Source organism: Catalinimonas alkaloidigena (genome assembly GCF_029504655.1).
GTDB lineage: Bacteria > Bacteroidota > Bacteroidia > Cytophagales > Cyclobacteriaceae > Catalinimonas > Catalinimonas alkaloidigena.
This window is the reverse complement of record NZ_JAQFIL010000001.1, coordinates 5,062,582-5,085,298: the sequence shown is the minus strand read 5'-3', so window position 1 is coordinate 5,085,298 and position 22,717 is coordinate 5,062,582. Positions and strand designations below refer to the sequence as shown.

Below are 22,717 nucleotides of genomic sequence, written 5' to 3'. Positions count from 1 at the left end.
CTGTGTTGATCATGATATTATATAAGAGAAAGCATTATAACCCACTTAGTATGGCAGACTGAATGTGATAAACCTAAATAAAAACCATCAACCCAGACCATCATTATCATGGGACTATCAGAATTATGGGGAAAAATCAAAGGGGCTGAGACCTTTCGCCCCTCCCGGATCATCATCCCTCAGACCAACATAGAGCCACAGCTCAGGGTAGCCGTGCCATTTCAAAGAAACAAGCAGTATTTTGAAGTGACGGTAAATCAGATGTACCTCACCTACAGCAGAGAATGGTTTAAAACCTGGGAGCCTTGTGTATTTGTTTCTACCGGTTTTTTGTATGATGGTAAAATACAGGATGTGCCCTTTTTTGTAGGCCGGAAGATGTTGGAAGGTAAGATTGAGAAGTTGCCTGACGGTATGATCATAGAAAATACCAGAGTGGCGGGCCTGCATCCCTACAGGGGAGGTAAATTCTCAGTTACGGTGGTGCTGGGGCGTGCGCTGAAACAAAATTACCTCAGAAAGATACTCAATCTGATAGAGAGCACGTCGCAGACTTACCTGGGCAGCTTCGGCACCGCAGTGCTCCCTTATGCGCAGGTAGCTAAAATTGTGCTGGACAGTTATGAGGACCTGGTAGATTCAAAAGATGTAGAGCCATTGATAGGACATGGTATCACCTTCAACCCGGATACCCAGGAGGGTTTTAAGCCGGGCTATTTTGCGCTGCTCAACGAGGCAGAAGAAAACATCAATGCCGAAGCGTTTTTTGTGAAACATGGGAAGCTTTTCCATGGCACATCCAGCGCGGAGGCCACGCCTTACCGGGCAGAAGATTATGTGCTCTACAGCATACTGGCAGCGGAAAACAGAAGCGATGTAGAAATACTACCTTATTACCAGGATTTTGTGAAAATGCAGGAGTTTATCTCCGGTATCAACGGAAAACTTGAGGATGAGCAGATGAAGCTGCTAAACGCAAGGCTGTTTTCCCTCCTCAATAAAGTCATGATGAGTCCTGACCTGACACGTGATCAGGTGCAACTGCAGGTAGGCGAGTTCCGAAAGGAAATAAGCGCGATGATAGACGTGCGCCGCCCCCTATCGGGAGATGAACAGCTGGCACCGGACGAGCGTGATACGTGGGAGAAAAGCATGGACAAAGAACTTCTTTCTGTACTCATGAATGTGAAAAAATAAAACATCTATGGCTTTAGGTAAAGCTAGAATATTGCGTATCAAGTTTAGCAAAGACACCATTACTTTTATCAAATCTGATACTTCATCCGCACCTGCGTCTTTCAGAGAAGAAGGTATCAGGCTGGAGCTTACGATTGGTAGGATATTTCATAAGGCGTTGAACAAAACCCGGGTAGAAGGCATATTTGAGAAGAATGACTTTGAGTTTCTGGGCAGCATCCTTTACAAACTTTTGTGTTTATTTGACCAACAGGATGCCCGAAACTTTGTCTACAATGAGCTATCGGTGATTCTGCGTGATGACACCCGGGGGATCATCGTGCTGGAATTTGAAAAGGATGCTTACGATCTAGCGATGTTGCCCTGGGAGTATTTGCAAATCAAACGTAATCCCGACAAACGCATTGAACCCTTTTACATTGGTGCCCAGAAAAACCTCAAGTTTGACCTGATCCGCTACATTGCCAATGACAATGAGATAGCTGCTGATTATTCTCCCAAGCATCAGAATAAGCTGATCGTGGTGAAGGTAATCTGCAATCCGCAGAAAGACTTTCTTGAGGTTGATAAATTTGAAGACAGCTTTGAAGCCCTGGGCAAAGCGTTTGTGAATGATAAGGGGGATAAGATGATAGAGACCTGGCGCCTGGAGAACCCAAGCGTAAAAAACTTTATCCAGGAGATGAAGACGCTTGATGCGCTGATTGATGGGGATTATATATTACATTTTTATGGCCATGCCCGCATGAACAAAGAAGATCCCGAGATCGCGTTTATTGATAACAATGGACAAAAGCAGTGGGTACGCAGCGACTTCTTTGAAAACTTCTTCGGGACAAACCAGAAGTACCGACAGCCACGGGTGGTAGTGATGCAGGCCTGTGAGAGCGGACAGCTCAATAATATGGGTAAAGGGCTGGCAGTGAGCCTCATCAAAAAAGGCATCCCTTTTGTGCTGGCTATGCAAAATGAAGTAACGCCCGATACCTCAATTGCTTTCTTTGCCAAATTCTATCATTCTCTGTTGTCGGGAAAAGATATCTTTCAGGCTGTCACCATCGGCAGAGTTTTTCTGGGATGCGAGTACCGTAAGAGTAATCCTGATATTGAGCTGGAGCACTATAACAATAATTCGTTTGGTACTCCGGTATTGTTTAGCTCTACGGTTACACCGATTCGTTTCTTTCCTGAAAAGGAGGATAAGGACCAGGAGCGGCAAAACCGCAAATTGGTGTGTCAGGTATGTGGTACTGAGTACAGCTATGATTCAGGACGTGAATTTTGTATTAAAGACCGGTGTAAAGGTAGACTGGAACCGAAAAAAGTATCAAAAGAGAACGTACGCACCCCTGAGCCGGCTATGTCCGCCGCTTCGCGCGATCAACTTAACCCACATGATAGGATATAATGAATCTTAGCGAACATCATATTCGTTCTCTGCTTGCTCCTTTGTACCAGGAGGCCTGTTTTGATCAGGAAATAGAGATGATTGTGCTGGCAGAGATGCTGGAGTATCTGGCTGCCCAGTTCAGGCAATGCGAGCCTCACTCAGTATGGGATGTATCACATCTGGACAGGAATAAGTATGACCGGCCCGAGTATATCAAATATCTGGTAAAGCTTCAGCATGAATATTTTCTTGCCCTGGCCACTGTTACGGCAGATCAGGTCACGCGATTGTGTAAGGAAGGCGATATGGAGCAGGCCTACGATTTATGGTGGAAAGAGTTTGTAGAGGCGCTCGTGCACTGGGATGGCTACGTATACGGACATCTGTGTGAAACTCCTTTTGGGTTTACCGGGCATCAGCCGGAAATAGAGCGATACCGTAAGCTAAACTTTAACATCCTGGATGGCCGCTGGCTGGCCGCTGGTATTGAATATCTGGAGCTGGCTCAAAATGAAAAGTTAACGCTGAAAGAACGAAGCAGTTTCTTTGTTTATCTGGGACAGATTGAGCTGTATCACCCCCTGCCGGATTATGAGGGCGCCCTGGCTTACTTTAATCAGGCCAGGGAGTTGCATAATAGCGCAGATGTTCAAAGTGCTATTGGAGAATATCATTTAAAACAGAAGGACTACGACAAAGCCAGGGAGCACTTTCTGCAGGCGATAGAGAAGGAGCCCGAGAACCTGAACACTTACCTGCTCATGGGAGATAGCTATCGTGATGAATCTAAATATGAGACCGCTGAGCAATGGTACGATGACGCGCTGCACATGAATTTCCTGAATAGCGGGAGCTATCGCCGCAAACTGATACTTTACGGTTACGCCAACCGGATAGAGGAGAAAAAGGAAAAAGTCAAAGCATTGATTGACCACCTGCAGATCATCCTGGTAGAGCAACATTCTTATGAAAATATCGTCTACAACTGCTATCGTGACATAGGCTTTGCTTACTCCCTGTCAAGAGAGTACGAAAGCTCTGCCCGGTACTACAGGAATGCTATCCAAAGCAAACCGGACCTGAGCCTGGCACATATTGATATCGGCTATATTCTGACTTATGATACAAAATACGAAGAAGCCGAACAGCACTTCCATAAGGCGTTTGGGGTAGGAGAGGAGATTTTTGAAAGCTACTGGGGCATCGCTTATCTGTACGAACAGACCGGGCAGTGGGAAAAAGCCATTGAAAGCTATCTTAAGTGCCTGAAACTGCGTGACAGCAGTCCGGATGTGATATACCATTTGCTTGGTATTAACTACGAAAAAATGGATACCCCCGATGATGCCCAAACCTACTACCAGAAAGCCCTGAACTGCAAGCCTACCGAGTCCAAGTATTATAATTCCCTCAGAAAGCTTTTGGAAAAGCAGAAGAAAGATAGTGAACTGAAAGCATTGTTGACCTTTAGTATTCGCAACTCCCCCAAAGATCCTTTGTTACATAATGATTTGGGGCTGTTTTATCTAAAGCAAAAAAAGTTGGAGCAGGCTGTGGCATGCTTTTCCCAATCCATAAGCCTGAATCCCGAAGAGCCGGTATATTTTGAGAATAAGGGGCTGACCTACGAAAGAATGGAGGATGCTGCAAATGCAGAAAAAATGTATCGTAAGGCACTGGAGCTGAGACCGAATGAGTCTAAGTACTTTAACGCACTGAGGGTAATTTTGGAAAAGCAAAAGAAAGACAAAGAACTACATGAATTATTGACGACCAGTATTCGGGACTCTCCTGATAATCCATTTCGCCACAATGATTTGGGATTGTTTTATCTAAAACAAGGAGAGTACGAGCAGGCTGCCGAATGTTTTTCCAGATCCTTGGCATTAAATCCTGGAGAACCTGTCTACCATGAGAACATTGGAGTGGCTTACGAAAGAATGGGTGACTATGAAAATGCCGAGCAGATGTATCGTAAGGCGCTGGAAATAGAAAATACCAAAGGAACTTACTACAATCGTCTGGGAGTGTTTTACCATAATATCGGCAAAGGAGAGAAAGCTGTAGCTAACTATCAGGAAGCCGTTCAGCGCGAACCTGAAAATGTGTTGTATTACAACAATCTAGGCCTGGCTTATAATGCTTTGCAAAGATGGGAAGATGCGGAGCGGACATTCAGGAAAGCTTCGCAAATAGATGAAAATAACGCAATCTCACTTTCCGGCCTTGGCCTGTCACTGATATGGCAAAAAAAATGGAAAGAGGCCAAACAATCATTACAGAAATCCCTGAAGTCAGACCCTAACAATATCAACACCTATAATTATCTGGGCTATGTCTTTGAAAATGAGGTGGCGCATGAAGAAGCATTATCGCTATATCTGAAAGGGTTGGAGATTAACCCTGAAGATGAGGCGCTCAACAACCGGGCAGGCATCGCAAATTATGTCATGGGCAAACATGCTGAAGCAATTCGTTTCTATAAAAATGCCATTTCCTTGAACCCTAAAAACGCTGTGTATTATGACAATTTAGGCCTGGCATATGATGGCCTGAAGGACTATAAATCTGCCGATGAAGCCTATTCAAAATCAAGAGCGCTAAAAAATACAGATGGCCTGTAAAGTTAGGATGGTACGTACACCTAGAAGAGTGACCTGTTCTGGCCATATCAGGGGGTAAAGGCTATATGCTACGTAAAAAAAGTAATGATTCACCTTTTGTTATTTACTGTAAAGGGTCAAAACCATCACCTGTCATAAGTAAACGGCTTATACTTGAAGTCTTTTATCACTTACTGAAGATTTGTTGATAATCAAGTGATATGCCAAATGTCGGGTGAATGTCGGGTGAAGTTATTTGCCATGCCTTGTACAATTTACGTCAGAAGTTAAAATTGCCTGAAAGATCAAAATTAGAATCCGATGAAAGTACTGTTGGCCGCAGGAAGCAGATGAAAGGAGCATCTGTTTCCTTACCAATAACTGGGAAGTGGTAGTATATGGAAAGAAGAAAGGTATACCCTTGCCCAACAAAAATAACTTTACAGGCGCATGGTATGTGTCAGGTCTTAAGCTTTCCTACCATGAAGGGGCACTATATGGGGGTATAGGGGAGGATATACTTAGCAGTGTCTTATATTTACTGGAACGCTTACCTCAGAGCAGCCGGGAATCTATAGCGTTTCACATAAAGCGTAGGGATGCAGCCTATCTGTAAGCGATCGCTCAGGTTTTCAGCAATACTATTCATCTAAAGAGTCATCAACGAATACTTATACCTTATGAGGCAACCAGATTTAGGTAGAAAAATAGCAGATCTAAGAAAGGCAAAAGGGCTTACGCAGGAAGAACTGGTAGAAATGTGTAACATAAGTGTACGGACCATACAGCGAATAGAATCCGGCGAGGTAACGCCCAGAAGCTATACCCTAAAAACCATACTGCTAGCCCTGGGTGCCGATCTGGATAAAATAGCGGAGCAGGAAGAAGAGGATGTGAAGACATTGTCCCTGAAGAGTTTTTTATTAAGAGACTTGGACCTCAGCCAGCCCTCCGGCTTTCTGATGAAGCAGCTAAACATAGCCTGGATATTTGGTGTCGCTTACTTTATTCTGGGGATACCAGAAAGCATCGTTGAATACTATCGCTTTACTGATGGAGAGATGATTGTAGGCAGTACCCTATATGTCAGCATCAAAATATTTGTGCTTATCGCCTATGTGTTCTTTATGCGTGGGTTTGTGATTCTTGCTGGGTTGTTCAGTAATTATCTGCTCAAAGTAATATCGATTATTCTGATAGGACTCAACACCCTTATCCTGGGGTACGACATTGTCTCTATCTTTTATGCCCCTCTTCAACGTGAACTGGTACTATTCGGAGCCATAATTACTTTGGGGGGAATAGGCATTGTGTATGGTCTCGCGCTGTTCAGGCTTCAAAAGTCTTTAGGTACCATTGCTTCTGTAGCCGGTGTTTTTGAAATCATCGCAGCTTTACTTTTTCTGACGGTATTCTTATCCCCTTTAGGACTGATGGCTTTACTACCGGCAGAACTGGCAGAAATCATTCTTATTTTCAAAGCGGTAGAACTGATGAAGGCAAAAGAAGTGAGGAGTAGCCTGGCCTAATGGTAGTGAATCGAGCAGCATAAAGTAAATGCTGTGCTTAGGGGTAAAAGGAATAGAAACTAAATACAGTAAAAAGAACGGCTTATCAAAACTTGGTCTTTTTCCGGTTAAATTAGTCTCTTACTCCAGACTAAGGGGTGGTGGTTTTTATCGTACTGTCGGAGCGATAGGTAAATTCGGTAAGCTTGATATTTCTCAGGCGTGGCTGCCTGTATCATCCTGCGATATGCCAGACCCTATGTCGTGTGAGGGATAGAGGTAAAGTGTACTGTCAAATGCATGAGCAGAAAAATCGGCCGTAAAAATGTCAGTTAGCAGCAGTGCAGAGATGGCGTACATAAAAAATGCTAAACGTTAATTGCGCGGAAAAGCAATTGTCCTTCAGGAGGGATCTTGTTTAAACTTGTTAAAAGAGGGGGGGGAAAGTGAAAGTGAAAATGCTGCCTTGCTACCCTGACTTTAAGCTAGCTTCGCTGAATTCACTTGTTGCTTTTAACGGAAAAGACCTCTCCTGGGTGACAAACATAGAAAACTATCCTTCAGGCTTTGCAAAAGAGTGTATGAATGACTTGGGGCGAGTGTACGCTTACGAACAAGTGCTGTACGTTTTTGTACGATTTCAGAGGACTTGAGCAAATGAACCATATGGATCATTTTTTATTTAATCAACCACCAAAGGCCTATATAGGGGCTTTTGGCTGATGCTATGCTTAAGAAAGTGCGGAGCGGTACAATGTTTGACTTTTATGATTGCCGAGTTGAAAGAGGTGCAACTTCTTGTAAATGTTTTTGCATCTGAGGAGTGAGAGGATTTTATTTTCAATTATCTGTTACCTTCTACCAAAGCTTGAGTTACCCCACTAAACTACCTCGCCGCTATGTTCAAGAACTATTTCCTCGTTACCATTCGTAACCTGCTGAAGAATCGTGTGTATTCTTTCATCAATGTTGCAGGACTTTCCATCGGTATCTGCTGTAGCATTCTGATACTGCTGTGGGTGTTTGATGAGACTTCTTACGATAGTTTTATTCCTAAATCAGATCGCTTGTATCAGCTGATGGTCAATGCGGAGTTTGATGGAAAGGTCAATTCATGGAATTCTGTGCCTTTGCCTACGTATCAGGCAATGAAAGATGCGGATGTGAACATCAAAAACGCAGTGGTAACGAATTGGGGTGGTGAACACCTGCTTAACGTGGATGAAAACCCCATCATGAAGGAGGGCTATTATGTGGGTGAGGAATTTCTGGAGATGTTTGAGTTTCCATTACTCTATGGTGATGCGGCTAGCGTGTTGGATGATGCCAGCGCTATCGTGATCACAGAGTCAACAGCTAAAGCGTTGTTTGGCGATGAAGATCCTATCAACCAGATTATCAGGGTAGATGACAAAAGTGACCTCAAGGTGAGCGGTATCCTGAAGGATGTGCCCAGCAATTCTTCTTTTGAGTTTGACTTCCTTATCCCTTACTCCCAATGGCGGCAGGCAAGTCCCTGGGTAGTAGAGAACGAAGATAACTGGGGCAATTATTCCTTTCAGGTATTTCTGGAGTTGAATGATCCTGCGAATGAAGAAGCGGTAGAGAGTAGCATCAAAAATATACTAATTGAGCATGGAGAGGAGGACCTTAAACCTGAGCTGTTCTTGCATCCTATGCTGCGCTGGCGCCTGCATTCCGAATTTGAGAACGGGCTAGAAAAAGGAGGCATGATAGATTACGTCAACCTTTTTACCATCATCGCTGTGTTTATTCTGATCATTGCCTGTATCAACTTTATGAACCTTGCGACTGCCCGCTCGGAGCGTAGAGCCAGAGAGGTAGGCATACGCAAGAGCGTTGGTTCCCGCCGGATTGACCTCATGGGGCAATTTTTAGGTGAGTCGATATTTATCAGTCTTATGGCTTTCGTGATTGCTATCCTGTTAGCGCAACTGCTGTTACCGCTTTATAACGATTTAGTAGAAAAAGAGCTGGCCATCAATTATACTTCCGGTCTGTTCTGGTTATGCTCCATGAGCATAATATTGCTTACCGGGCTGATTGCCGGAAGCTACCCGGCTTTTTATCTTTCTTCCTTCCAGCCGGTGAAGGTACTCAAGGGTAAAGTGAAAGTCGGCAAAAAAGCCAGCACGCCCCGAAAAGTACTGGTGACCTTACAGTTTGGCTTTTCCATCCTGCTTATCATCGGTACGATTGTGATCTACGAGCAGATTCAACTGGTAAAAGGAAGACAGTTGGGCTATGATCAGACAAACCTGATTACAGTAGATTTTACTGAAGAGATAGGCAAAAACTATGATGTGCTCAAGCAGGAACTCTTGCAAAGTGGTGCCGTGGAAGCTGTAACCCGCTCAAACAGTTCTATTACGCAGATCAATTCCAATAATTTTGTAGGCTGGCCAGGTAAGCCGGAAGACCAGCGCGTGATCTTTACGACAATCGCTACAGAATACGATTATGCCGAGACGATGGGTATCAAGGTGCTGATGGGGCGAGACTTCTCCCGAGATTTTGTTAGCGACACTTCGGCTATTGTCATCAATAAGGCAGCACTGGAAATTATGGGGCTGGAGGAGCCTATTGGTACCCAACTGGATTTGTGGGGCGATAAGCGTACCCTGATTGGTGTGGTAGACGATGTGATGATGGGTTCTCCCTATCAGGAAGTCAAGCCTATGTTCATGATCCTGGACCCTGACTGGACGAATGCAGTAAGCATCCGCCTGACTAAGGGCAGAGCGCTGGAAGCTTCGCTGGCTGAGGTAAAAGATATTTTCAGCCAGTATAATGCTGCCTATCCTTTTGAATATACCTTTGTAGACGAAGAGTTTCAGAAGAAGTTTACGACCATTAACCTGACCAGCAAACTGGCGAATCTTTTTGCCATACTGACGATTATCATCACTGGCTTGGGCTTATTTGGTTTGGCATCCTACACTGCGGAACAGCGTACCAAAGAAATTGGCATACGCAAGGTTCTGGGCGCCTCAGTACTGAGCATCGTGTCTATCATGTCCAAAGACTTTTCCCGGCTGGTGATTATCTCCTTTCTGGTCTCTGCACCTATCGCCTGGTGGCTGCTGAATATGTACCTGGAACGCTACCCTATCCGAACGGAAGTAGCCTGGTGGATTTTTCCAATCACTGGACTTTTTGCCCTGACCTTTGCGCTAATCGTGGTGACCACACAATCGCTGAAGGCAGCACAGGCTAATCCGGTGAATTCATTACGGAGTGAGTGATGATGAAAAATAGATCTGGCAGATTTCAAAAATCTGCCAGATCTAAAGTTAGTTTGACCTTAACTCCAGAGCCTGTCCCAGGCACGGATTTCATTCCATTCCGGCGTAGGGGCAAAAAGCTTTTCGCCTTCTACCAGGAATTCTTTTACCACATCTTCATTCAGCTCCACGCCAATGCCAGGTTTTTCAGGTACTTTGACGTAGCCATCCTGAACGATAGGTTTTTCTATTCCGCTCACCAGGTCCTCCCACTGAGGTTTGTCCACCGCATGGTGTTCCAGCCACATAAAGTTTTCGGTAGCTGCAGCACTATGTACAGAACCCAAAAACGAGACCGGCCCGGCAGCGTGGTGATGCATAAAACCTATACCGTGCTGTGAGGCATAGTCACCAATGCGTTTGGTTTCCAGAATTCCTCCCGCGGTGTTGGGGTCCGGATGCACGATGTCTACGGCACGCTTGTCAATCAGCTCTTTGAAACCGCCTTCCAGCCCATAAATGTCTTCACCGGTTTGTGTAGGTGTAGTAGAGGAAGTGGTAATTTCACGCCACTGGTCGGTATAATGCCAGGGGATAATATCTTCAATATAGGCGAGATTGTAAGGCTCGGCAGCACGGGCAATTTTGATAGCTTCATTGACGCCAAAATGTCCCCAGTGGTCAGTCCCCATCGGAATTTCGTAGCCGATCTGAGAGCGCATCACATCCAGAAACTCCATGAGCTTGTCTATGCCTTTCTCTGTAATCTGTACCCGGGTGAAAGGATGCTCGGTTAGGTTGTACTGGCGATACTCATGCTGATAAGGATTAAATTCAGCTTCAGGGGCATTGGTAATGGCTCCCGGGATATCTTTGATCAGATTGATCCCGATATCCATTTTCAGGGCGGTGTAACCCTTGTCAATTCTTTCCTGCATACGCTGGGCGTATTCCTGGGGGTCAGATGAAGTGGTAGTATCGCAATATACGCGCACCTTGTCACGGTATTTACCTCCCAATAACTGGTAAACAGGTACATTATAGGCTTTACCCGCCAGGTCCCAGAGCGCCATTTCTACCCCGGATACGCCACCACCCTGTCTGCCGTGATGACCAAACTGCCGGATTTTTTTAAACAGGCGTTCTACATTGCAGGGGTTTTCTCCCAAAATCCGGCTTTTCAGGAAAAGTGCGTACTCTTTGGCTGCGCCGTCCCTCACATCGCCATGCCCGATAATGCCCTGATTGGTGTATATGCGAACGATAGGGGTTCTGAACATTACTCCGGTAACTTCAGCAATGCGCATATCGGTGATTTTGAGGTCGGAAGGAGCGGATAAACGATTTACTTTCTGGGTAGAGTAGCCCAGCACTTCTTCAATCGGTGCCGCTGTAAATGCTGCCAGACTGAGGCCGCCTAGTCCTGCTTTCTTTAGAAAGTCGCGTCTTTCGTTGTTTTGTTGATCTTTCATAGTTTAGGTTTATATATATTAGTAATAGAAAAAATCAGAAAGACGGATGGTTTCGCTACATAACCAATTTGATATATCCCTTTGGGCTACATAATTCAACGCCAACTCTTAAGGGTGCTATCGCTAAAAATCTAATCTTTGACTTTTTATGTACGCTTGATAATAAAAGACACTCTCATTGATCCAACAAACTACAACGCTCAATTGAGCTTTACCTCTCGCATTAAGTCACTTTATAATTAACGAATTTTTTACTTTTTACAAAAGCAAAATGATAACACTAATATGCTTTAGAGATATAGTTGCCTGCCACATTAGTGACCTTCCACACTTTACCATCGGCTTTGGTGAAAATATAAAACTCTTCTTCAGCACCAATGCCAAACCTGAGGTCTACTCTTTTATTGTCGGTTACTTCTCTGAAGCTAGTTTCTTTTCCATTGACTTGTATGCCTAACTCCTTGACTTCAGCCTGCTTGCCTAATTCCAGTTCATTACTTTCTACACAAAAAAGTCTTCCCGTTACAATATCTCCAAAAATATATTTGCCGTTGAGCTGTGGAACGAGGTCGCCTCGGTATACAAAGCCGCCCGAAATAGCTCTTCCTTCATCATGGTCATACTGGGCTACGGGATAAGTGTAATTCATTTTATCATCATTTTCGGGCAGCGAGTACGCATTGTTGATATCACCCTGGGGGTCAATCATGAAAGCTCCTTCTCTATTGCCCCATCCATAATTGGCACCGGCTACGCCTAGATAAATGGCTTCAATATTTTTTTGTCCGATATTGGTGATCAGCATTTTATGATCTCCTCCCATATCCCAGGAGATACGGTGCGGGTTTCGGAAGCCGTAAGCCCAAACCTCTTGCAGCGCTTCCGGGTTTTCTGAGTTTACAAAAGGGTTATCCTGCGGAATTCCATACCGGCCATTCTGGCTATTGTTTCCTTGTGGGTCAATGCGGATTAGGGTGCCCCAGAAACGCTCTTTGCTTCCACAGATAAAAGGATAGCCTGCCAGTACCGCACCGCCATCACCGGTACTCATATAGAGCATACCGTAGTCAGGATCCCCAGACGCTGCTAGCGGATTAAAAGCTATTTCCTGTACCCCGTGAATACCGCCCACCATATTGGCCCTTAATAATTCGCGGTTTGTTCCGGAAAAAGTACTGGCTTCTGGATTATCCATTGTCCACTCACAGAGCACCCATTGTAATGTAACCTTGATGCTATCATCATAGGCAAAGTCAGCAGGGGCGGTACCGGGAGGCTCGGTGTGGGTGGTATAAAAAATGCCATTCTGCTCAAACTCAGGATGAAAAGCAAAGCTTCCTAAGCCTGTAGCCAGGCCAGGCTTGCTGATAAAGTCAGGTTTTTCTTTTCTGATGTTCAGAAAAGGATGAAATGTGTCCTTCTCCAACGCATAAAGCACCCCATTCAAGTCATGGATAAACATGCGTTCCTGCCCGTCAGTTTTGATAGTAAGCAATTTATTGATGCGGGCCAGCGGGGGTTCCTGGGCAGTGGCAGGAGCCTGCCCTACCTCCTCAATTACGAGACTCAGGCCGGACTCCATAATTTTTTCCGGAATAGGATCTTCCAGAACTTTGGTAGTATCTATTGCCTCAGAGGAAGCCTCCTGCTGTGGCTGATGCGTATGTAGATAAGCGATGATAGCTTTTACATCAGTACTATCCAAAGACGAAAAGGGGGGCATATAGGTCTGATATTCTTCATGTAACCGAACTGCTCGCGGGTCACCCTGCTCTATCATTTCCGGAGCATTGCGGATGAAGTGAAACAGCCAGTCGGCATCCGTTTCCCGGGTCACACCAGAAAGCTCAGGACCGATGGCTCGTTGCCGGAAGTTATGACAGGCTGAGCAGTTTTCCTGAAAAAGTTGTTCACCCTGTGCGAGCATTTGCGGATCGGTAGTGATGGCACTTTCGGCAGATTCATTATTTGGGTTGCTGCATTGGTATAGCAAACTTCCACACAGCAAAACACCAGACAGATAGATGGTAGTAGGTTGTAGGTATCTTTTCAAAAACATCCCACAATCTATTAAAGATTCTGAATAGATAAGACATGTTTTTTATTAAATCCCGTGATAATTTTTGCGGAAGCTGGAAGAGGCTAGTAAAAAATACCCCTAATCCATAGACTTTTGCTTTGGCATCCTGATACATCGGCCGAAGTAAAACAATCTAGTGGAAAGGGGTATCTATATATGAGCGTTGATGATTCTATATATTACTTAGCTTCAAAGGCAAAAGCGACAATAAAGGATGATTCTCCTACCACAATGACTTCATCTATGGCAAAAATAAATTCATCTTCAGAAAGTTCTAATATTTCTACATCTTGCGGGCCATCCTCATCGGTAAATGTGATTTTTGACTCATCAGTATTGAATTTCCAGCTACCTTTGGAAACTTGTTCCTCATCTTCACAAATGTCGCTACCTTCGTTCATCTCAAACTTTCCGTTTTTGTTGAATTTCAGGAAGTTGTCTTTGTAACAGGGCATTTCTTCTATGAGATCAAATATTTCACTGGACTCAACATCTATCAAATAGTAGCCAGTGGTTTTCCAACTCGGAGCGATAAGCATTTGCGTTTTAATGCTTACTGGAGCTTCGGGTTCATCATCATCTTTTTCGCAGGCTGAAGTTAGTATTAGCGCGGATAACAATAATATTGCATTTAACTTTTTCATGGGTTTGAGATTAATATTGAATGAATTATGAATAATAAAATTTGGGTTTGGTGGGCGCCTGTCGGTATCGGTCTTCAGGCACTTTATTTTTAGTACTTATAAAGATTGCCTTGTGATAAATCGTCAAAGAGGTTGCTGCTCTCCACATCATCATTGATGGTAGCACCCCAGCCGGTTTCTACTGCTATACCCCAGCCAGCGCCATGACTGATAGATGAGTTTATTACGATCAGCTTACCAGGGTTTAGGGCATCTACGGCTATATTCGCTCTGGTATTTACCATGCCGGGCATATCATTGCTACCCCCATAAGCAACTTCTGCATAATCCAGCACATTCTGGCTGCTGCCTGACTGGATCAGGATACCTTGCCAGTAGCCATTTTGCTGTTCGGCACCGGTAAATACGATGGGAGCATCTGCTGTGCCCACTGCATTGAGGTAACCCTGGCTGATTTTCATAAGTGCGTCTGCACCAAAGTTCAGCCTTACTCCGGGAGTCACCTTCAAGCCTGACATGATATTGATTTCTTTAGGCACGTAGTAAGCGGTTCCGTCTGCCATGGCTGTCCAGCTTGCTTCCTGATCCAGCTTTAGTGAGCCTTCAATGATCTCTATGGCATCCATGCCATTAGCGCTGGTGCTTACTGATGATGCGCTGAGCTTTCCGATTTCGTGTATGGGCAGCGCCAGGGCAGTGCCCTCATTGTGCTCAAAACTGTTGTCTGCAAAGGCTAGCAGATTAGCCCCATGCTCAACGTATAAACCATAGCCACGGCTACCTGAGATGTAGGTGTTTTTAATACTGACCCTGGAAGCGGCGATATTGTCTATGCTCAGCGCTGCGCTGTGCATCATGCCGTAGGCAGGGATTCCATTACCGGCATCAATGATTTTTACCCACTCCAGCAGGTTGTCAGGGCTGGAAGACTGGATGAGAATTCCGCCCCACCTGAAGCCTCCTTCAGGTGCGATGTCAAACGTAATGGGAAGGCTGTTGCTGCCTTTGGCATACAGATAACCGTCAGGCGTAATTCTGAAGAATTTATTAGGGTTAAATCTCAGGTGTGCGCCTTCTTGTATTCTAAGTCCGGACGAAACCACTACTTCTTCTATCAATTTATAAGCGGTGCCATTAGAAAGCTTAACCCAGCTCACTTCTTCATCCTCTTCCAGGAAACCACCAGTCAGCGCCACATAATTAAGTTCTTCGCTAGCAGCTTCAATACGGCTTTCAGCATCCATTTTGTGTGCCTGGCCTAGCGGTATGCTCACGTTCAAGCCTGGATTATTGAGAAAGTAGTTGTGAGCGAGGTCAATCGTGCCGGAATTGCTTACCAGCAGACCATGATCTGCAGCATACGTAATGGTGGAATTTGTCAGTTTGAGATATCCCTGCTTAGCAACGCCTAGGGCTGCAGGATTTGACATTGGATAGACAGCCTCACTTCCAGCATATTTTACTTCAGTGTAGCTCATCTCATTGTCAGTGCTGCTGCTGAGGATAGTGATGCCAGCCCAGTATCCGCTTTCTGCCTCTTTTCCGGTAAAAGTGATCAGTTGCGTTTCAGTACCTTCGGCGATCAGTTTACCATCAGCATTGATTTTCAGCCCTTTGTCTTCATCAAAAATGATCACCACGCCAGGCTCAATCGTCAATTTGGCATTGACTGCGACCATAGCGCTTACATGATAGTCGGGCAGTTCGGGGTCTTCAAAAACATTTTTCAGCACCCTGTCCTGAGCAATGTCAGCATCAATAATGGTAGCGGTATTATCAGGAGCGGCGCTGACCTTAATGGTTACCTCATCGGTATCGCTGCCAGACTCATTGCTGATCTTGAGCTCAATGACATATTCACCGGCTGCATCTGGAGTAATAGTAGGCTTGGCTACGGTTTTATCCTTAAGCTCGGCTTCACTCGCGGCAGGCTGTGTTTTGAGGGTCCAGGCATAGTTAAAGGTTTCGCCATTGCCGTCTTTTGAGGCCGAGCCATCCAGTGTAACCAGCGAATTTACCTCCACCTGCTGATCGGCTCCAGCATTGGCTTCCAGTTTGTTATCGGGTTTGGGCGTTTCTTCTTCTTCACAGCTCACCATAATGAGGAAAAGTGGAAGCATCATCAAAAAAAAATGTTTCATTTGAATCTGAGTTAATGTCTTTGTTTTATGGGGTTCTTTCACATGACAAATATGGTGGGTAATGCTTTGGCTTAGAATACCGTAGGAGGGGCATTTGTACTACCGTGTTGATGGTATTTTGATGGTAGAAGATAACCGTATTTTATCGGCTGATATTTGTTAGCCTACGTCAGGAAAGCATTAAGTGCAAGACTTTGATGAGGGCAAAAAATAAAGCGTGAGCAATCTTTCGCTCACGCTTTTGTTGTAAAGTGGGTAAATGTATTGGTAAGTTATCCAGACCTCATGAAAACGAAGGGCTTCAGACGTAGACCAGTTGGTGCTTGAGTGCGTACTTATAGATTCCCAGGGAATTCCTTGCACCAATTTTTTTCATCAGATTTTTCCGGTGGGTTTCCACGGTTTTGGGGCTGATAAAAAGCTGTTCAGCAATTTCCTGATTGGAGTACTCATCAGCAATCATACGTAAGATTTCCTCTTCACGTTCGGTAAGCGTACTCTCTGTAGAACGATAGGGTGAGTAGGCACTTGACCTAAGCATATTCTGAGCAAGAAGCTGGCTGACTGATTGGCTCAGATAAAACTCTCCATTAGCTACTTTTTCCAAAGCGATTTGAAGCTCAGTTTTCCCTGTGTTTTTCAAGATATAACCTTTCGCGCCTGCCTGTAACGCTTCGCGAATATTTTCCAACTGATCATTCATGGTCAGTACCACTACCTTGACATGCGGGTAGTTCTCTTTGATCACCTGGCTGACAAATTTTCCCTTACCATCAGCCATATGGAGATCCACAATAACAATATCACAATAAGGGAAAGAGCGAAGTTTGTCTAAAAGTTTTTTGCCGGAGGTAGCTGTTCCCAGCACTTTTACACCCTCCATCTCCGCTAGCAACGAGTGCAGTCCATCTAAAAAAAGTTGATGGTCGTCTGCGAGTAAGTAGTTCTTTACCATACATTTATATCAGGATAAAGAGCTCTTTTCAAATTAAAGGCCAAACTTTTTGTGTGGATAATTCTTCAAAAACAAAGTGTTAGCAAAATGTAAGTGTTCTTTTACGGACACTCTTGTGGTCATTAATGTACATCCCGTACACATCTGACAATCAGTATGACAATCCTTTTTTATTTTACCCCTGAAAATACCGTGTAAAAGGTAGGCAATTCACCGTCTTCAGGGTATACTATGACCTTTGTATTCTCTTCAATTTTGTGTGTCGTCATGAGCGACAATATTAAAATTGAAAATGAATGAAAAATGTAATTTGGCTCCTGTTAAGCATATATATGTCTCTCGCAGCCTGCACAACCCCCCAGATGCTGCTACAGGAGCCTCTCGCCAGTGAAGCTACCCCTATGCCGGTAAAAGGCAGACAAGGCTGGCTCATCAATCAGAGACTCTCTTTTGGTAACTACCAAACCGACAGAGTACAACGAGGATGGACTTTCAGCTATGGTATAGATTTGTTTTTAACCGAGCTACAGGGCGCACAACAGAAATTCAGCTTTACGATAGAAGATGAAAAAGGACAGCGCTTCACAGTGATGAGTGCGCATAAGCTGCGTGGATTAGTAATTCCGGTAGACCGTTTTGCGCTCAAAGCTAAACCCGCAGTAGAAGAGCTGCTTTCTTTTACTGTACAGACCAAGGATATGATGGCTGCTACGCTGTATAACCATCAGGAACAAGTGGTCTGGCATATGTTGATGATGCACCCCGATGACTTTCGGAAAAATGGTAAGTATGTAGGTTTGCTGAGTAACGACGCAGATGCACCTATCCAAATTGTACCTGTGCGTAAGCTTGCAGCGCAAAAAAGCTGGGGCAGAGATATCGTAGGTTTTGAGTTTCAGCAGGATGGGAAATCATTGGCCGCGGTTGAGCTACTTAATCAAGGACGTGTATGGGTCAACCAAAGCCTGTCTGACGATATGCAGTCTTTACTGGCTGCTGCATGTGCAGGTCTTTTGTTGCAGCAGGAAATTGAATTACCCTCCGAGCAGATATAAGGGTGTGATAGTTCAAATGAGCATATACAGACACCCATTAAAAACAATAACTCTATCGTATCACGACACAATATAGATTAACCCAAAACAAATAAAATGAAACGCCTTTTTTTTGTATGCTCATGTATATGGGCGCTTACCTTTTTGATCAGTTGTCAGAAAGAGGATGAAAATGAAGAACCGCAGCCAGTTTCTCAGTTAAAAGCTGTGGCAGGCCCCGATCAGCAGGTGGAGGTAAATACTTTGGTAAGCCTGGATGGCTCGGCCTCAAAGGACGGTAAAGATAAACCACATCAATACGTCTGGACGATCCTGACTAAGCCGGAAGGCAGTGAGGCAGATTTAGTAGATGAGGGCAAAGCAAAAGCTACTTTTACTCCTGACCTGGCTGGTGAGTACAACATTGAACTCACCGTGTATAATGTAATAGGTAACGAACATGCTGATGAAATAAAGGTCACAGCAACTTCCGAATCTACTGAGCCAGTAACGCAAGTCATTATTCAGGAAGATATTGAGACTGAGACAGTACTCTCCAATATATTTGTTGAACCTGCAAAAGCTGACTACTTGGTAAAGGACTTAATTGCCGTAAAAGCCCCCTTGATCATAGAAGCAGGTGTCACCATTGCCTTTGAAGCCGATCAGGGTATGATCGTCACTTCCCCCGGCTATCTGAAAGCGCTAGGTACTGAGGATGATTCGGTGAAGCTTACCGGAAAAGAAAAGACCGAAGGCTATTGGAAAGGGATTGTTTTTAATTCTCCCAGCCCTGAGAATGCGTTGAATTATACTGAGATTTCTTATGGTGGGAGTGAAGCCCTTCCCGGTATGGAAGCCGCTGCAAACTTAGGACTAGATGGTGAAGATTTCGGCTTCATCAAACTGAATCATACTGCAATTACCCATAGCAAACACTATGGTTTATATGCAGAGAAAGGTTCGGATATGGAAATGAGGAGCAGCATCTATCTGGGAAATGATATTCCTATCGCGATACCCTTGGACCTGGCCCGTAAGCTGGATGCCAATTCGGAACTGGATCAGTCTAACCATAATCCTCGCATAGAAATCATTGAAGGCACCATACCCCCACTGGAAGCAATGACCATAAGCAGGTTTGCGGGGGCAATGGAATATCTGGTCAGCAAAAATATTGAAATTTATGGCGGCTTACACATAGAAGCAGGAGTTAGCCTGGCTTTCGGGCAGGACAAGAGTCTGATGGTGAAAGAGCAGGCTTATATTTCTGTCAAAGGCAGCGCTTCTAATCCAGTGATTTTCACCAGTGCTGATCAGCATCACGGACATTGGGCAGGAATTTTAATTGAGTCTGCTAACCAACTGAACGAGCTGGATTTTATTGACCTGACCCGGGCAGGGAGTACTTTATTGCCAGGTATCTCAGTTTCAAGCGGAATAGCGCTGGAAGGCGACAAGCAAGCCAGGTTGAAGTTGACCAACAGCTTCGTGGGTTATAATGTGGGAGATGCGCTGCATGTAGAGCCCGGTGCGTGGCTCAGCAGCAAAAACAACCAGATCGTCGACAGTCAGAATCATGAGCTTTCTGAAGTCCTGAAAGGCAAGTGGCTAGATAGCTGGAGTTTTCAGCAAAGTTATACTATTGACGATAAGTTTTATGATGCTACTACAGGTATCTGGTTCAGAGGGGCTAACAGCCCCTGGGATATGAACCCGCGCCCCGGAACAGGCTTCAGCGTACAGGAGAACAGTGACTTTGTCTGGAACTATGAACTAAGCACCGACGTAGGCGGCTGTCAGTCCTATACTGTAGAGTTTGTGGGTGGTAAGGTGTCAACCGAAGGTAACACCATCATATTTGCGCCAACAGTACGACGCAGAAAGTACCACAGTACTTGTGAGCCTTCGCTCAACTTTGATCAGGATGAGTCTACTGAAAGCTTTGCGATGGTATGCGAGCTCTTCCAAGAGACAAATGAATTGGGAGTAACAGTATGGGAGTTGAAACTACATCATGAAAATGGTGCCTATTCACAGTATTATAAGCTTAAGTAACAGAAGGTCATGAGGATCATATCGGGTACAATGTGAATAAAACCTGATAGTAAGTCTGTGGTCTTACTACTAAGAATTAAGCAATACAATTGGCCTTTTGCACTGCCCGACGCTAATAAGCCGGGATTTGCAAAAGGCTTTTTTCTTTTAGCACAGACAAAATGATAATTATATTGAAGGGGGCCGGGGATAGAAAAGATAAATTTCTTTTGTATTTTTTGCCATCAAGGACCTGCGTCCGTTTTTTTAGTAAAAACAACAACCTAACTAATGGCAAAACTTGATCTCACAACATTCTGGTCTTCTTTTTCCTCTTACCTAATGAGCGCCGGGAGTACAGCAGAAAGTACTACCCATGCTCCTGTATCCAAAAAAACGGTTCCACCGATAGCAGCAGAGAAACCACGAAGGCTACTTTCCATAGATGCGCTGCGGGGTTTTGATATGCTGTTCATTTCCGGTGCAGGTACTTTTCTGATGTTGATGGAGGGGAAAACCGGCTGGAGTTGGGTAGATGCTGTGGCATTACAAATGAAGCATCCTGCATGGCATGGCTTTACCTTTTACGACTTTATCTTTCCGCTATTCCTGTTTATCGCAGGTGTGTCATTGCCTTTTTCATTGCAAAAAGGTTTATCGTTAGGAATGGGTAAAGCGGAGATTTACCAAAAAGCTTTTCGTCGCCTGCTCATCCTGATCGCACTGGGTATTTTATACAAAAATGCCCCTATCCCCTTTTTTGAACCTTCAGAGATACGCCTGGGGAGTGTGTTGGGAAGAATAGGCTTCGCTGGTTTTGTTACGACTGTACTCTACCTGAATTTTTCTTCCCGGACACGCCTGGCCTGGGTAGGAGGAATACTCTTATTTTATTATGCTGCACTCTTCCTCATACCTGTACCCGGCTATGGTGCCGGAGACCTTTCTTTTGAAGGAAATCTGGTGGGCTGGTTTGACCGCACATTTCTGCCCGGCCGCCTATTACAGGGTACATATGATGAATTGGGGCTGCTTACCCAGTTTCCTGCACTTTGCCTGACTGTACTGGGCGCCGCTGCCGGAGATATGTTGCGAAAGCAACAAAAGGATCATAAAAAATTACAGTTATTGCTGTTATCAGGAATTGGCTGTATGGCCTTAGGCCTGCTATGGAGCCTACATTTTCCTATCAACAAACACCTGTGGAGCAGTTCCTTTATCCTACTCACCGGAGGCATGGCGTTTTTGACGCTGGCTATATTCTTCTGGGTGATTGATGTGCTCAAATTCCAGAAATGGGCATTCTTTTTCAAGGTGATTGGCATGAACTCGCTTACGATTTACCTTGCATATCGTTTTATCAGTTTTGGAGCTACTTCCCGTCTGCTTTTTGGAGGAATATATGCTCCGGCTCCTGAAGCCTGGCATGGCGTATTTCAGGCGTTGGGAGGGTTGGCTCTGGTCTGGATTTTTCTCTATTTTTTATATAGAAATAAGCTGTTTTTGAAGGTTTGAAAAATGCTTGCTACAGGAAACAGTATTTAATAACTCACAAAAATACAGTCAGTTTAAATGCTGGTTTTACGGGTTTTTGATTATATGAATTTGTGATTGCCAGTGATTTAAATTAATTATGTGAAAGAAGGAAAAAAAACGCATGGAACGTATGGATGATAATCCCTCCACAACAAAATACACTTTGGCTAATCCACATTTGCCAGGGGAGGCTTATGATCAAATTACGGATATGCAGTTATGGGAACTTTTCAAAGCCGGCGACAAAAAAGCGTTTGATAGCATCTATGACCGGCTTTTCCAGCCTTTATGCGGATACGGCGATAAAATATGTGCAGAAAAGGCGCTGGTAGAAGATGTCATACAGGACTTATTCATCAGCCTTTGGACCCGCAGGGAACATTTGGGAGGCACAGATTCTATTAAGTTTTATCTTTTTCGCTGTCTCAGGAGAATGCTTATCCGGAGAGTGCAGCAGGAAGAAAAAAGGGGCAATGCTTACTCTTTTACTTCAGGAATTAGTTTTCAGCTTGAACTATCAGCTAAAGCCACTTCCACAACTATTTCTGATATAGAGGAAGAAAGAAAGAAGGTGCTCAACCAGGCATTACATAAGCTTACGGACAGGCAAAGAGAAGCAATCTACCTGAAGTTTTATAACAATCTCTCCTTCCAGGAAGTAGCCGAAGTGATGGAGATAGGAGTGAGGTCAGTATATAACCTGGTCGGACGCACTATCGATATTTTAAGAGCGGACTTTAAAAAGACAAACCCTGACGCTGAACTGGCATCACTTCCCATGTTGCTTACTTTACTGTCGGCTTGTCTGGAATACGCGTAAAAGAACTCTGCTACCGCTATTTGTTTACTAAATTTTACTGCCTTTTGTTAAAAAT

16 protein-coding genes are annotated in these 22,717 nt (G+C 44.5%); 10 read left to right on the top strand and 6 right to left on the bottom strand.

Annotation, left to right across the window (positions count from 1 at the left end; all coding sequences use genetic code 11):
* The first annotated feature begins 108 nt into the window (after positions 1-108).
* The 5 genes from OKW21_RS20645 (at position 109) to OKW21_RS20625 (ending at position 6,719) form a co-directional block, all read left to right on the top strand.
* Positions 109-1,197, top strand: coding sequence for a hypothetical protein (locus OKW21_RS20645; protein ID WP_277482865.1), 1,089 nt, complete (start codon positions 109-111; stop codon positions 1,195-1,197).
* 7 nt (positions 1,198-1,204) lie between these two features.
* The gene (locus OKW21_RS20640; protein WP_277482864.1) at positions 1,205-2,605 is read left to right on the top strand and encodes a CHAT domain-containing protein; all 1,401 of its coding nucleotides are present in this window, start codon (positions 1,205-1,207) and stop codon (positions 2,603-2,605) included.
* Positions 2,605-5,211 carry a tetratricopeptide repeat protein gene (locus OKW21_RS20635; protein WP_277482862.1) on the top strand — a complete coding sequence of 869 codons (2,607 nt, stop codon included), beginning with the start codon at positions 2,605-2,607 and terminating at the stop codon, positions 5,209-5,211. Before OKW21_RS20640 ends, OKW21_RS20635 begins: the two co-directional genes overlap by 1 nt.
* A gap of 367 nt (positions 5,212-5,578) precedes the next feature.
* Positions 5,579-5,806 carry a hypothetical protein gene (locus OKW21_RS20630; RefSeq protein ID WP_277482860.1) on the top strand — a complete coding sequence of 76 codons (228 nt, stop codon included), beginning with the start codon at positions 5,579-5,581 and terminating at the stop codon, positions 5,804-5,806.
* A gap of 64 nt (positions 5,807-5,870) precedes the next feature.
* Complete coding sequence (locus OKW21_RS20625; protein WP_277482859.1) at positions 5,871-6,719, top strand: helix-turn-helix domain-containing protein; 849 nt, start codon at positions 5,871-5,873, stop codon at positions 6,717-6,719.
* A 195-nt stretch (positions 6,720-6,914) separates the two neighbouring features.
* Here the strand turns inward: OKW21_RS20625 and OKW21_RS20620 are convergent, their stop codons facing one another.
* Positions 6,915-7,058, bottom strand: a complete 144-nt coding sequence (locus OKW21_RS20620; protein WP_277482855.1) for a hypothetical protein — start codon at positions 7,056-7,058, stop codon at positions 6,915-6,917.
* 539 nt (positions 7,059-7,597) lie between these two features.
* On the opposite strand from OKW21_RS20620, the gene OKW21_RS20615 reads away from it, so the two are divergent.
* A complete protein-coding gene (locus OKW21_RS20615; RefSeq protein WP_277482853.1) occupies positions 7,598-9,964 on the top strand; it encodes an ABC transporter permease in 2,367 nt (788 codons plus the stop codon).
* 59 nt (positions 9,965-10,023) lie between these two features.
* Here OKW21_RS20615 and OKW21_RS20610 read toward each other — a convergent pair whose 3' ends face one another.
* The 5 genes from OKW21_RS20610 to OKW21_RS20590 all read right to left on the bottom strand — a co-directional run bounded on the left by OKW21_RS20610 (position 10,024) and on the right by OKW21_RS20590 (position 17,235).
* Positions 10,024-11,415, bottom strand: coding sequence for a mandelate racemase/muconate lactonizing enzyme family protein (locus tag OKW21_RS20610; RefSeq protein WP_277482850.1), 1,392 nt, complete (start codon positions 11,413-11,415; stop codon positions 10,024-10,026).
* Between the two features lie 280 nt (positions 11,416-11,695).
* The gene (locus tag OKW21_RS20605; RefSeq protein WP_277482848.1) at positions 11,696-13,468 is read right to left on the bottom strand and encodes a PQQ-dependent sugar dehydrogenase; all 1,773 of its coding nucleotides are present in this window, start codon (positions 13,466-13,468) and stop codon (positions 11,696-11,698) included.
* Positions 13,469-13,674: 206 nt separating this feature from the next.
* Positions 13,675-14,139 carry a lipocalin family protein gene (locus tag OKW21_RS20600; protein WP_277482845.1) on the bottom strand — a complete coding sequence of 155 codons (465 nt, stop codon included), beginning with the start codon at positions 14,137-14,139 and terminating at the stop codon, positions 13,675-13,677.
* Between the two features lie 89 nt (positions 14,140-14,228).
* Positions 14,229-16,280, bottom strand: a complete 2,052-nt coding sequence (locus OKW21_RS20595; protein WP_277482843.1) for a PKD domain-containing protein — start codon at positions 16,278-16,280, stop codon at positions 14,229-14,231.
* 301 nt (positions 16,281-16,581) lie between these two features.
* On the bottom strand, positions 16,582-17,235 hold the full coding sequence (locus OKW21_RS20590; protein ID WP_277482841.1) for a response regulator: 654 nt from the start codon (positions 17,233-17,235) through the stop codon (positions 16,582-16,584).
* A 296-nt stretch (positions 17,236-17,531) separates the two neighbouring features.
* On the opposite strand from OKW21_RS20590, the gene OKW21_RS20585 reads away from it, so the two are divergent.
* The 4 genes from OKW21_RS20585 to OKW21_RS20570 all read left to right on the top strand — a co-directional run bounded on the left by OKW21_RS20585 (position 17,532) and on the right by OKW21_RS20570 (position 22,662).
* Positions 17,532-18,290 (top strand): hypothetical protein, encoded by a 759-nt coding sequence (locus OKW21_RS20585; protein ID WP_277482839.1) that lies wholly within the window; start codon positions 17,532-17,534, stop codon positions 18,288-18,290.
* Between the two features lie 96 nt (positions 18,291-18,386).
* Positions 18,387-20,327, top strand: coding sequence for a PKD domain-containing protein (locus OKW21_RS20580; protein WP_277482836.1), 1,941 nt, complete (start codon positions 18,387-18,389; stop codon positions 20,325-20,327).
* A gap of 270 nt (positions 20,328-20,597) precedes the next feature.
* Complete coding sequence (locus tag OKW21_RS20575; RefSeq protein ID WP_277482834.1) at positions 20,598-21,821, top strand: acyltransferase family protein; 1,224 nt, start codon at positions 20,598-20,600, stop codon at positions 21,819-21,821.
* Between the two features lie 142 nt (positions 21,822-21,963).
* Positions 21,964-22,662 carry an RNA polymerase sigma factor gene (locus OKW21_RS20570; RefSeq protein ID WP_277482832.1) on the top strand — a complete coding sequence of 233 codons (699 nt, stop codon included), beginning with the start codon at positions 21,964-21,966 and terminating at the stop codon, positions 22,660-22,662.
* The last annotated feature ends 55 nt before the right edge of the window (positions 22,663-22,717 follow it).